Annotated in this window: 10 protein-coding genes, 5 tRNA genes and 1 pseudogene; 4 read left to right on the top strand and 12 right to left on the bottom strand. The window is 29.7% G+C overall.

The genetic code is table 11. The annotated features are described in order from the left end of the window. Positions 1–97: 97 nt before the first annotated feature. From BDU_RS03080 to rpsD, 3 genes are all read left to right on the top strand, one after another. Positions 98–1366 (top strand): cation diffusion facilitator family transporter, encoded by a 1269-nt coding sequence (locus tag BDU_RS03080; protein WP_012538360.1) that lies wholly within the window; start codon positions 98–100, stop codon positions 1364–1366. Positions 1367–1421: 55 nt separating this feature from the next. Next, a tRNA-Met gene (locus BDU_RS03075) sits at positions 1422–1495 on the top strand. An 18-nt stretch (positions 1496–1513) separates the two neighbouring features. Next, complete coding sequence (gene rpsD / locus BDU_RS03070) at positions 1514–2140, top strand: 30S ribosomal protein S4 (protein ID WP_012538359.1); 627 nt, start codon at positions 1514–1516, stop codon at positions 2138–2140. 28 nt (positions 2141–2168) lie between these two features. On the opposite strand, the gene BDU_RS08450 is transcribed toward rpsD, so the two are convergent. From BDU_RS08450 to BDU_RS03015, 12 genes and pseudogenes are all read right to left on the bottom strand, one after another. Next, complete coding sequence (locus BDU_RS08450; RefSeq protein ID WP_193333508.1) at positions 2169–2315, bottom strand: hypothetical protein; 147 nt, start codon at positions 2313–2315, stop codon at positions 2169–2171. A 34-nt stretch (positions 2316–2349) separates the two neighbouring features. Further along, the gene (gene lon, locus BDU_RS03065) at positions 2350–4758 is read right to left on the bottom strand and encodes an endopeptidase La (protein WP_041177732.1); all 2409 of its coding nucleotides are present in this window, start codon (positions 4756–4758) and stop codon (positions 2350–2352) included. Continuing rightward, positions 4733–6022 (bottom strand): ATP-dependent protease ATP-binding subunit ClpX, encoded by a 1290-nt coding sequence (clpX, locus tag BDU_RS03060; RefSeq protein WP_012538357.1) that lies wholly within the window; start codon positions 6020–6022, stop codon positions 4733–4735. Before clpX ends, lon begins: the two co-directional genes overlap by 26 nt. A gap of 22 nt (positions 6023–6044) precedes the next feature. Next, positions 6045–6629: an ATP-dependent Clp endopeptidase proteolytic subunit ClpP gene (gene clpP, locus BDU_RS03055; RefSeq protein WP_025400847.1), complete on the bottom strand. Its 585-nt coding sequence runs from the start codon at positions 6627–6629 to the stop codon at positions 6045–6047. Positions 6630–6643: 14 nt separating this feature from the next. Continuing rightward, entirely contained in the window at positions 6644–7990 is a 1347-nt protein-coding gene (gene tig, locus BDU_RS03050) for a trigger factor (RefSeq protein WP_012538355.1), read from the bottom strand. Positions 7991–8038: 48 nt separating this feature from the next. Next, a tRNA-Gly gene (locus tag BDU_RS03045) sits at positions 8039–8110 on the bottom strand. Positions 8111–8115: 5 nt separating this feature from the next. Then, positions 8116–8196: transfer RNA gene (locus BDU_RS03040), tRNA-Leu, on the bottom strand. 57 nt (positions 8197–8253) lie between these two features. Then, positions 8254–8327: transfer RNA gene (locus BDU_RS03035), tRNA-Arg, on the bottom strand. A gap of 17 nt (positions 8328–8344) precedes the next feature. Further along, positions 8345–8420: transfer RNA gene (locus tag BDU_RS03030), tRNA-His, on the bottom strand. A gap of 100 nt (positions 8421–8520) precedes the next feature. Next, positions 8521–9942 (bottom strand): beta-Ala-His dipeptidase, encoded by a 1422-nt coding sequence (pepD, locus tag BDU_RS03025; RefSeq protein WP_012538354.1) that lies wholly within the window; start codon positions 9940–9942, stop codon positions 8521–8523. Positions 9943–10120: 178 nt separating this feature from the next. Next, the gene (locus BDU_RS03020; RefSeq protein ID WP_038366465.1) at positions 10121–10612 is read right to left on the bottom strand and encodes a chemotaxis protein CheD; all 492 of its coding nucleotides are present in this window, start codon (positions 10610–10612) and stop codon (positions 10121–10123) included. A 243-nt stretch (positions 10613–10855) separates the two neighbouring features. Continuing rightward, a pseudogene (locus BDU_RS03015) lies at positions 10856–11801 on the bottom strand (D-alanyl-D-alanine carboxypeptidase family protein); the annotation flags it as partial. 80 nt (positions 11802–11881) lie between these two features. Between BDU_RS03015 and BDU_RS03010 the strand changes: the two are divergent. Beyond that, entirely contained in the window at positions 11882–13384 is a 1503-nt protein-coding gene (locus BDU_RS03010; RefSeq protein WP_041177731.1) for a lactate permease LctP family transporter, read from the top strand. Positions 13385–13472: the final 88 nt, after the last annotated feature.

The raw sequence follows: 13472 nt of genomic DNA, 5'->3' as shown, positions 1-13472 counted from the left end.
CTTTAGTGATATAATGAAATTAATTGAATATTAAAAAAAATAATGTTATCTTTACACATAATAGGATTATGCAATAAACTAAAGGAAAAGTGCAAATATGATTAAAATAATTAATAGCAAAAATATCAATAAATGCACTCAATTCAATCTTGAAAACCTACAAAAAAATGAAATTTATATAATTTATATAGAAAATAACGTTAATGCGATTTCATATTTAAAAGCAAAAATACAAGATAAAGAAATTCAAATCAATAATTTTTATATGGATCCAAATTTTCACTCAGAAGGAATAGAAAAAATATTAATTCGTAATCTAATCCACTATGGAAAAAAAAATAAAATACACAAGATATTATGCAAAATCAATGATATCAAAGAAGAGCTTAAAAATTTAGGATTTGTCAATAACAATAATGAATACGAAAAAGATTTAACTCATGAAATAAAAAAAGATACAATAATTATGAGAATAGGATTAATTTCAGTACTAGCAGAAGTAGCATCAATAACATCTAAACTTACCGTTGGCATTCTTTTTAATTCATTTGCTCTCATAGCAGATGCACTTCATGTTACATCGGATTTCATTTTATCGACAATTACATATTTTAGTTTAAAAATTACAAATAAACCAGAAACAATTCATTATCCTTACGGATATAAAAAAATGGAAAATCTAATAGCATTAATTATAGGAATCGCCATAATAATCTCAGGATTTACAATATTTATAAACTCAACAGGACTAAATCAAATAATCGATTTTCACAAAGAACCTGAACTGCATATGAATCATGAACATCATAGTAAAAAAAACATATTAGAAATATTTTCAAATAATTCTTTTAAAAAAAGCATTTGGATACCATTAATACCTTTTATATTCTTTTTAGTAAAGATAATCGAGCATGTAGTAAAATTCCAAATCGGTAAAAGATATAACAATTACTTACTTCTAGCATTATCATCATCCGACAAGAATTGCATATTCTCTCATGGAGGTACCACATTAAGTTTATTACTTGCAACTTATGTATGGACAGGTTTTGACAAAATAATATCCATATGTATTGGCTTTATAATGATTAAAGAAGGATTACACGTAATTATCGACAATGCAAATCATCTTCTCTCAAAACAAAACATAAACTTAAAAAGAGAAATAAAAAATACATTAAAAAATATTAATATCAATTTTAGAGAACTGAATTTTTATCATCAAGGAAATGAAATAAATCTTTACATCAAACTAGATTTAAAGTATGAAGATAACTTAGAAAAGTTAATACAAAAAGTAGATAAAATAAAACATACAATCAAAGAATGTCATCAAGAAATATGCGAAACACATATATTAATATAAGAATATAAAATTAATTGACACTACAAACAAAATTATGTTAGACTATGTTTCAAGACGCAGGGTGGAGCAGCTGGGTAGCTCGTCGGGCTCATAACCCGAAGATCGCAGGTTCAAGTCCTGTCCCTGCTATTTAAATGTGAGGAATTAATGAACAGGAAAAGTATAGCTAAAGGAAAATTGGTTAGACGATTTGGGGTTAATATCTTTGAACAGCCAAAATATGACAAATTACTAAAAAAAAAACCCAATCCACCTGGAATGCATGGAAGATCTAGGCGAACTAAAGTTACAGAATATGGAAAACAATTAATAGAAAAACAAAAGGTAAAGTTTACTTATGGTGTTAGTGAAAGGCAACTCACTAATGTTTTTAAAGAAGCAAGAAGACAACACGGAGTCACTGGTGACAATCTCTTGGCATTACTTGAGAGAAGGATTGACAATATTGTTTATCGAGCTGGATTTGCCATTTCAAGAGCTCATGCAAGACAAATAGTTTCACATGGCATTATTATACTTAATGGAAGAAGAGTTACAATCCCATCCATTACTTTAAGAGCAAACGATATAATACAAGTAAAGGAAAAAGATAGCTTAAAAAAATTAGTCAGGTCTAATATAGAAAAAACATCTACTCTTAGAAAATTACCAGATTGGATAGAAGTAAACGCTGACGCCCTCAATGTCAAAATAATTCGAACTCCATCAAGAGATGAAATACCTACTCTTGCAAATGAACAAATGATTGTAGAATATTATTCCAAGAGAGCGTAATGTAACAAATAGCATGACTCTAGTCATGCTATTTACCTTTCTTTTTTTTAGTAAAATTCTTACCAAAGTTGCTATTTGAAAAGTTTAAAAAGTTATTTTTTGTTGGGTTTTTAATAGTGCCTTGAAAATTCAAAGATGCCCTACTGCCTGAAGGTTTTCTAATTCCATCTTTCATAGCCCCTCCTTTAATAAATTTTATCACATAAACTTTAAATAATGTTTAAATAATCAAATACTTCTCTTAAATGAGAAACATACTTAACATCAATATTATCTTTAATATCTTCTGGAAGCTTAACATAATCTTTCTCATTATCTCTTGGAAGAATAATTTTATTTATACCATTTCTATAAGCCGCAAGAACCTTTTCTTTGATACCTCCAACAGAAAGAACTGAACCTTTAAGAGTCACTTCTCCAGTCATAGCAACATCCAAAGGTACTTTTTTATCAGATAAAACAGAAGCAATAGCTGTTGCAATAGTAATCCCAGCAGAAGGTCCATCTTTTGGTATAGCTCCCTCTGGAAAATGAAGATGAATTTCTGGAATTTCATTTATATCTAAATTAAGTTTTGAAGAATAAGTTTTAACAACAGAATACGCCAATTGTGCACTTTCTTTCATAACAGCTCCAAGACTACCTGTTAAAATAATGTCACCTTTCTTATCAAACTTAATAGCTTCAACAGGAAGTACAGCACCTCCATAATTTGTCCAAGCAAGACCATAAACAAACCCAGAAGAATCAATGCGCATCAAATTAAACCTACTTTCACAATTTACATAACAATGAAAGTTATGCATATTAATTATCTTATAAATACCACGAATATCAGGATCATGAGTAAAGAGTAAATTATTACCATGTATCAAGGAACTTGGAAAATAAAAATTGCCTTCAATAATATCTTCCTTGGAATAACTATAAAGAAATTCCCTTAAAACCGTTCTAAACAAATTGGTCAATACTCTTTTTAAATTTCTAACTCCAGATTCCATAGTATAGTTTCTAATTATATGTAAAATAACATCATCTTCTATTCTGATATAAACTTTACCTAAACAACTCTCCTTAATAATATTTGGTATCAAAAAATTTTTTGCAATTTCTAACTTTTCAACACAAGAATACCCTTCTATCTTAATAATCTCCATTCTATCAAGAAGAGGCCTAGAAATTTCATTTATCGAATTAGCTGTTGCCACAAACAACACATTAGAGAGATCATAAGGAATCTCTAAATAATGATCAACAAACCTGGTATTTTGTTCGGAATCTAAAACTTCCAAAAGAGCAGCTTCTGGATTTCCTTTATAAGTACTATTAATTTTATCTATCTCATCAAGAAGAACAACAGGATTGGATTTACCTGCAACTTTGATTGCATTAATAAAAACCCCAGGAAGAGCTCCAACATAAGACCTACGATGTCCTCTAATTTCTGTCTCATCTCTAAGCCCACCAAGCGAAATTTTTGCAAATTCTCTAGAAAGAGATTTAGCAATAGATAAAGCAACAGAAGTTTTTCCAGTTCCAGGTGGACCTACAAGACACAAAATAGGAGCTTGGACTTTAGAATTAATATGATAAACGGCTAAAAAATTCATTATTTTCTCTTTAGCCTCATTCATACCATAATGAGAATTTTTTAAAATAATCTCAATTTCTTTTAAAGAATTCTTCATCACAGTATTTTCATTCCAAGGCAACTCAAGCAATAATTCAATATAATTCCTAATAATATTCACATCTGGTGAATTTGCATTTGTACGAGCCAATCTAGATATTTCTCTCTCAATTCTAGATTTAATATCTTTAGGAATATCTTTTACATTCAATCTCTCAAAATAGTCAGTCTCATCTTTACCTAATCTTTTTTGAATCTCCTTAACTTGTTCAGTCAAAAAATATTCTCTTTGTCCTTTATCAAGCTTAGACTTAACTTTACTCTTAATATCTTTCTTAAGCATTAAAAGCTCAGTCTCAATATTTAAATTCATGATTAATTTTTCTATTCTAACCTTAACATTTAACTCTTGTAAAAGTTCTACTTTAACTCTATATTCCAAATTTACATTAGAAGCTATAACATCAACAAATTTAGCCGGACTATCAAAAAAATTTACATTCTCATCATCTTTTGATGTTGCAGGAGGCAAATAAGATTTGTAAGTATCATAAGTCTCTTTTAAAAATTTAGCATAAGTAAAAAGTTCACCATTAAATTCACATTTATCAGATATAAAATCAACTCTTGCTCTAAAATAATCATTTTTCTTTAAAATACTCTTAAGAACAACTCTATCATGGAAATCAACCAAAATTTTTACCAAAGTCTCAGTAACTTTTATAACCTGAATAATCTTTGAATAAGTACCAATAGAATATAAATTATCTAAATTAATCTTAGCATTAGCCGAAACAGATTCAAGATCCTTAACACAAAAAAATAAAATCAACCTGTCTTCTAACATAGACTGATGTATTGCATTAATCGAAGCATTATCATCAAGACTAACCCACAAAGACACATTGGGAAAAAAAACATTGTCTTTTACAAGAATAATGGGAAGATCATCTTTTTTAGCATTAATTAGATTTAGAATTGATTTCATAAAGTTCTTTTGCCCAAGGCTTATTAACATGCCTTCCCGTTAAAATTAAGGGCTCAACGTTAGTATTTAAAACAGAATCTTTAGTCACAATAACTTTTTTAATTTGCTTACTAGAAGGAATTTCAAACATCACATCTTTAAGTAATTCTTCTAAAATAGAACGTAAACCTCTAGCACCCGTATTTTTAAGCATAGCTTCTTCTGCAATTGCATCAAGAGCATCTTTTTCAAATAAAAGATCAACATTATCCATCTTAAACATATGATAGTATTGCCTTACAATAGAATTCTCGGGCTCAACTAATATTTTCATCAAATCTTTTTTTTCTAATTTATCAAGATAAGAATGCACAGGAAGTCTACCTACAAACTCTGGAATAAGACCAAATTTAATCAAATCTTCCATTTCTAAATATTTTAAAGAATTATCTCCACCTGTATCCTTACAACTAGAAGATGAAAAACCAATAAAACTCCTATTAATTCTTTTCTTAATAATATTTTCAAGTCCAACAAAAGCTCCACCACATATAAATAATATATCGTGAGTATTAATTGCAATAGTTTCTTCATAAGGATGTTTTCTACCACCTCTTGGTGGAACATTTGCAATAGTACCTTCAATTATCTTAAGTAAAGACTGTTGAACACCCTCTCCAGATACATCTCTTGTAATTGAAACATTCTCACCTTTTTTTGCAATCTTATCTATCTCATCTATATAAATGATACCTCTTTCTGCAAAACTCACATCTCCATTAGCAGCATGAATTAGTTTAAGCAAAATATTCTCAACATCCTCTCCCACATATCCAGCTTCAGTAAGAGTTGTAGCATCAGCAATTGCAAATGGAACATTCATCTCAGCTGCCAATTTTTTTGCAAGCAATGTCTTACCACTACCAGTAGGCCCTACAAGCAGTACATTAGACTTCTCAAGCTCAACTCCAGTCTCTCGCTTACTTCCCTTAAAGATCCTTTTATAATGATTATAAACAGCAACAGATAATACCTTCTTGGCATCTTCTTGCCCAATAATATACTTATCTAAATGACTCTTAAGCTGCTTAGGAGTTGGAAGCCCTCTTGGAGCCTTATTACTTGCTGGTTTGTCTGACTCTTCTTTAAAAAGATTATGACATATTTTAGAACATTCAAAACAAATGGCAACAGACTTTGCTGAAATAATCTTACCTTCAGCCTCAGCTCTAGTACGACCACAAAAAGAACACCCTTCAATTTTTTGACTTTTACTTCTTGCCATATAATCTCACCTAAAACTCAAATTAATTCCTCACCAAAATGCTATCAATGATTCCATAATTCAAAGCACCTTCTGGTGTCATAAAATAATCTCTTTCAATATCAAGAGCTAATTTTTCCTTAGAAACTCCTATTTTTTCAGACATAATATCTATTATTAACCTCTTAAGTCTTATAATTTCATTCGCTTGTATACTAATGTCACTAGCTTGGCCACCTATTCCACCCCAAGGTTGATGAATCATTATCCTTGAATAAGACAACGATTCCCTCTTACCTACAGCTCCTCCCGCAAGTAAAAACGCAGCCATTGAAGCCGCTTGACCAATGCAAATCGTTCTCACATCTGGCTTGATATACTGCATAGTATCATAAATTGCAAGTCCTGCAGTAATACTACCTCCTGGAGAATTTATATAAAGATATATATCCTTTTTAGAGTCTTCAGATTCTAAAAATAAAAGTTGAGCAATGACTGTATCTCCTCTTAAATCATTAATCTCACCACTCAAAAAAATTATTCTATCTCGTAATAATCTTGAATATATATCAAACACACGTTCATAATTTCCAGTATGCTCTACAACAGTAGGCACCAAATTATGCATACATTCTCTTATCATTATTCACCTGTTTTATAATTAACAAAATCTCTAAAGGAAACTTTTTCAAGCTTAATTTCTTCCAAATCTTGTAAAATTTTCTCTTTAACCTTTTGTCTCTTAATTTCATCCTTTAAAAGTCCAAATAAATTTCTTTCTTTATAAAATTTCTTAACATCCTGAGGAGCCATTTTTAAATTTTGAGCCTGCTTAATAAGTTCATTCTCTAAATCAAGCTCCGTAACTTCGCTTGAATCATTATCTACCATTTTCTGAAAAACTAATTTAGATTTCAATTTATTAAGTACATTTTCCTTAAAAACATCATTAACACCCTCTAAACCTGTAGAAGAATTTTGCAACTGAGTAATGTTAATCTTATTTTGATGTGAAAATTCATTAATAACATTTTTTAATTCAGCTTCAAACATAGAAGATGGTACATCTATATTTACTTTTTCTGCAATACCAGATAATAACTTTGAAAGCTTGAGAGAGTTGGTCTTTTCCTGAACAACTTTTAACATATTTTCTCTTACATAATCCCTAAGATCTTCCAAAGTATTCAAACTATCTTTAACATCTTTTGCAAAAGCATCATCAAGCTCAGGAATATCACGTCTCTTTATATCCTTAACACCTATCTTTAATCTCTTAGAAGTATTAGCAAGTTCACTAAACTTATAATCACTACCATAATTTTTTTCCACTATTTTCTCTTCGTCTTTTTTCATTCCAATAATATCATAACCAAACCCATAATAATCATCAGACTCACCAACGGTAAGAACAAAATCTTGTCTTTTAGTTGCTAAAATCTCATTTAAAGAATCATCAAGTTCCACAAAATCGACTCTAACAATACTACCTACTTTAACACTACCATTATCCTCAACAATTATTGAATTTTCAAATTGTAACAATTTAAGCTCATCCTCTATATCAGAATCAGAAATAACAACTTCTGGAATTTCCACTTTGAAATTTGAAATATCAGAAATTTCAAATTCAGGATAAGATTCATAAACAAAAGTAAACTCAAAATCTTTATCAAAATTTATTTCCAATTTTTCATCTAATATTTTAGGAACAGCATAACTTAATGGCTTATAAATTGCACTTTCAAAGAATTCTTCCAAAGATTTATGAATTAGATTCTCTATAGCAAGAGCCCTAATATTGTCAGAATATTTACCTTCAATAATACTAAAAGGAACTCTACCCGTCCGAAATCCTTTAACTTTAAGACGAGAAGAATAATCTTTCAAGATTTCATTATATTTTGCCTTAACAAATTCTTTTGAAATTTGAATAACAGCTTCAACTTTAGAACCAGGCATTAATTTCACATTACTAGTTAATATCACAATATTCCTCTAATTAAAATGATTTAACATTAATAATTCCCAAAATTAAGCGAAAGACGGGATTCGAACCCGCGACTTCCACCTTGGCAAGGTGATACTCTACCCCTGAGTTACTTTCGCACTTTTGCAGAAGGTGGGACTTGAACCCACATGCCTAAGGCACTAGATCCTAAGTCTAGCGTGTCTGCCAGTTCCACCACTCCTGCATACCTTAGGTAGTATACAAAACTTAAAAAGCTTTTGCAAGTACAAAACCAACACTTCACACCCAGCAGGATTCGAACCTGCAACCTCTGGATCCGAAGTCCAATGCTCTATCCAATTGAGCCATGGGTGTATTTAACAAAAAATAAAAGGTGACTGACGGGACTCGAACCCGCGACATCCGGAACCACAACCCGGCGCTCTAACCAACTGAGCTACAACCACCAATTACTCAATTACATGCAAATTTCATTTTATATATATTCAAAAATTAAGTCAACCAAAATATATATTCACAACCAAATAACATCAAAAAAACTCACATCTCACAAAGTTTCCAAGCTTTTCTTTAAAAAATCATAAACTCTAACAACTGAAGCAATATCAACACGTTCTCTTGGTGTATGAGGATAATTGATCCAAGGCCCAATTGTCACCGCATCTATTTCTCCAAATTTTTCAGATATTACTCCTGTCTCAAGACCAGCATGAACCATTACCGTCTTAGCTTCTTTCAAATACATATCTTTATATACATTTTTCAAATGACTTAGAAGTTTACTATGTTTCGATGGTTGCCAAGAAGAATAATCATAAATCATTTTAAAATTAGCACCTGCAAGCTTGCTAATAGATTTTAAATGACAACAAATATATTCCTTTTCAATATCTAATAAAGATCTTATTGTAAATACAAACTGATATTCATTCCCAACTTTCAACAGACTAGCAAAATTTAAAGATGTTCTAACAAGTTTTTCATCATAATTTTCAACCTTTTGAACTCCATGAAAAAACGCCATTCCCATATCTAAAAGTTTGCACTGATCTATGTCATCTAAAACATCACCACAAAAATTCACTCTCTTTAAAACAATTTCAAAACCAACATCAAGATTATGCATTTCGTGAACATAACACTTAAACATTTTTAATTCTCTCTCTAATAAAGAATAATCTTCATCTTCAATCAGTATTAATGCCTTCGACTCTCTAGGAATGGCATTACTTTTACACCCACCAGATATATGTCCAATCTCAAATGATATTTTTTCTCTAAGTGAATTTAATGCAAAAAAAATCAATTTCAAAGAATTAGCAAAATCAATATGAATATCTACGCCAGAATGGCCTCCTTGAAGTCCTGTAAATAAAATTTCAACACATGTCTTTTTTTTAGATTTTCTATATCGTGGCTCAAAATCAATATGAACAAGTCTAGAACCAGCACAACCAACCAAAAAATAGCCTTCTTCTTCTCCATCAAGATTAATTAACATCTTGCCACTGCATAAATTAGGATCAAGTCCAATAGCTCCTATTAATCCTATCTCCTCATCAACAGTAAATAGAAGTTCTAAAGCAGGATGTTTAAAAGCAGAAGATTCACTCATAATGGCAAGCATCATTGCAACCCCAATTCCATTATCAGCACCAAGAGTAGTACCTGATGCAAAAAAATATCCATCATCTTCGATGATCTTTATAGGATCTTTTTCAAAATCATGTACAACAGATTCATTTTTTTCACAAACCATATCTGTATGAGCTTGTAAAATAACAGGCAAAACATTATCACATTCATTAGCCTTAATCTTCACAACAATATTCCCAACATTATCTTCTTTAAAAGAAAATCCAAATTTTATGGCTTCTTGTTTAACAAAATTACTAATACCTTTCAAATTCTTTGAACATCTAGGAATTTGAGATATCTGCTTAAAATAATGTATTACAATATTTTCCATCTATTATTTCCAATAAAAATTTACAATTACGAACAAGTATAGTTACCATATATCAAATATAACACAACTTAAAAAATCAATTTTTAACAAAAACATACTAAATAACACATACTCAATTTATCAAGTTGATACATATTACAAATAAGATTTAAATATACACTAAATTGCATATAAAAAATTAAAAAACTTTAGCACCATCTGGATATTCAACAACAACCCTAAAATCCTCAGGATAAACAAAAATCTTTCTAGATTTAGAATGCCCCAAATCTTTAGCTAAAATTGGAATACCACATTTCTTTAATTCACTAAGTGCAAACGACGAATTTTCAACACCCACCTTTATTGTCCCTTTGGCCATAAAATTCGAACCTCCAAAAAGCTTGGCTTTAAGATTACTTTTTGATGCACCATTTTCTATCATAGCATCAATTAACATAGGAATAGCATAAACACCATACCTACCCTTTTTAAGGTCATCTACCACTAAATCGGATTTCACTAATACATAATGATTTAATCCTATAAGCTTACGAAATTCATCATAAAGAACAACAGAAACACAAGACCCAAGTATTGTAGATATAACCCTATCATTTGATACAAAAGCCTCACCCGGTATGATTATCGTAACATCTCTCTTTAATTTAAAATTAAAATGATTTAACATAAAATTAATCACTCTCTCAAAAAATTTTTATAAAACCATATAAAATACTGTTAAACGTTTTACTTTTCAAATACAATTAAACAAATAAACCTAATATTTATAATTGAAAAGTATTCAGGAATCAACCCTCTAAATCTTTAATCACTTCTCAATATAGCACGCAATATTTTAATGTTAGAATTTATTATCTAAAATAACCTCTCTTCAAAATCTATTCAAAACTATTTTAAAGAAAAAATAAATCACAACCCCATTATATCTTTTTTCATTTATTTTTGCCAATGCAAAAAAATTTAGAATAATGATCAAATCCATATTCAAACAATTTCTGTGCAATTAATGAACGTTTCTTCTCTCCAATATTATCAACTCCCTTACTAACCCCTAAAATAACAGCTATTAATCTTATATCATCTTTTTTAGCTGTGGCAACTAAATTTAAACCAGATGTCTTAATATAACCCGTTTTCAATCCATCAGCATAAGGATAATTCAATATCAAAATATTTTTATTATCTTGTTTCAAATTTAACATCTTTGAAGAAGAAGTACTACCCAAATTTTCAGGTTTTGGATAAATAAAATCTTTAAGAGAATGTATCTTCAGCATAAATTCAAATTCATCTATATAAGTTTTTGCAAATAATGCCATCTCTAATGCTGTAATTTTATTATTTTTACTATAACCTGATGTATCAACAAAACTTGTATTTATAAGTTTCAATTTAAAAACATTATCATTCATCAAATTAACAAAATTATTTAAATCTTTACCAACTATAAATTCTGCAATAGCAATAGCAGCATCATTACCAGAAGAAACTACAAGCCCCTTAAGCAATTCTTCAAAAGTTACCTTATGACCTTCTTCTAAAAACATTAATGAAGAATCTAAAGGCAAATTATAATATGAGGCAGAACTACTAATGGGAACAATAGCATTTAAATCTATATTTTGCTTTTTTGCCTCAACTAAAGCAGTATAAATAGTAACAAGCTTAGTAAGCGATGCTGGAGGAAAAACCAAATTTGGATTCTTGGAATAAAGAACGCATTTAGTATCACAATCAAGCAAAACGACTGACTTGGCATCCAAAACCACTTTTTCAATTTGCAACAAAGTAATTGAAAATAGTTTATAAGCATTAAATAAAAGAAACATGCTCATAATGATAAAAATAATTTTCATACAATAAATATTGTATATTATTGCATAAAAATTTGTTATAGAATTAAATGGTAAATAGAAAAAGGAGCTCACATTCAATTATGAATTTATATAATTTCATTAAAGCAGTAATTCCAATTATAATAATTATTATTGGGCTTGGAATAATAAAAAAACCAGCTTATTATGTCATACCAATATGTTTAATAGTTACTATTGCAATAGTTTTATTTGACAAAAACCTAGGAATAAGCAATACAAGTCTTGCAATTCTTGAAGGAACAATAATGGGAATATGGCCAATAATTATTGTAATAGTAGCTGCTATTTTTACATATAAAATGGCTGAAAGCCAAAATGACATGCAAATCATAAAAGCAATGTTATCAAATGTATCTTCTGACAGGCGAATAATCATTTTGTTGGTAGCATGGGGATTTGGTAACTTCTTGGAAGGAGTTGCAGGATATGGAACTGCTGTTGCAATTCCTGTATCAATACTAATAGCAATGGGATTTGAACCATTTTTTGCATGTCTTTTATGTCTAATCATGGATACATCTTCAACTGCTTATGGTTCGGTAGGAATTCCTATAATATCTCTAGCACAAGCAACAGAGTTAGACGTTAAAATGTTATCTTATGACATCTCTTTACAACTAATAATTCCAACACTTTTGATACCATTTATATTGGTTATTCTTGTAGGAGGAGGAATTAAAAGCCTTAAAGGAGGAATGTTTATACTAACACTACTATCAGGTGCATCTATTGCAATATCGCAAGTTTATGTTTCAAAAATCCTAGGACCAGAACTTCCTGCAATAATTGGAAGCATACCGGTAATGGCAATAATAATAATCTATGCAAAATTTTTTGACAAAGAAAATAAAACTTGCAATAAAATAAAAGTATCAAAAATGCAAGGATTCCTTGCCTGCATGCCATATATTTTAATAGTTTCACTTATAATAATTGTTTCCCCACTGTTTCACTCAATAAATAAATACTTATCAAACTTTAAAACAATTCTCGAAATTTATCCAGGAGCAAAGCCACTACAATTTAAATGGCTAACTTCACCAGGACTTCTAATTATTCTTGCAACCATAATATCTTATTCAATAAGAGGTGTCCCTATACTTGATCAACTAAAAACATTCCTCCTCACAATAAAAAAACTAGCATTGTCTTCATTTGTAATTATATGCATAGTATCAATATCAAGATTAATGACACATAGTGGAATGATCAAAGATCTTGCAGATGGCATCTCAACATTAACAGGCACATTATATCCACTATTTAGCCCATTAATTGGCGCTTTGGGGACTTTCTTAACAGGAAGCGATACTGTTTCAAATGTTTTATTTGGACCTTTACAAACACAAATTGCAACCAATATTGATATTAATCCATATTGGCTATCAGCTGCAAATACAACAGGAGCAACAGGAGGAAAAATGATTTCTCCTCAAAACATAACAATCGCAACAACAACTGCAGGACTTATTGGACAAGAAGGAAAATTATTATCTAAAACCATTATATATGCTATTGGATACATTTTAATATCGGGAATTCTGGTTTACTTCTTATTATAATAAATAATAAATTTAGATATATCATAATATTAACAAATAAGACTAACAAATAGTTGGTCTTATTTGAATAATCTATACATACCTTAAA

It is taken from the genome of Borrelia duttonii Ly (assembly GCF_000019685.1).
In the GTDB taxonomy this organism is placed as follows: domain Bacteria; phylum Spirochaetota; class Spirochaetia; order Borreliales; family Borreliaceae; genus Borrelia; species Borrelia duttonii.
The sequence above is the reverse complement of the archived record's forward strand: the minus strand, read 5'-3'. Positions and strand labels throughout refer to the sequence as shown.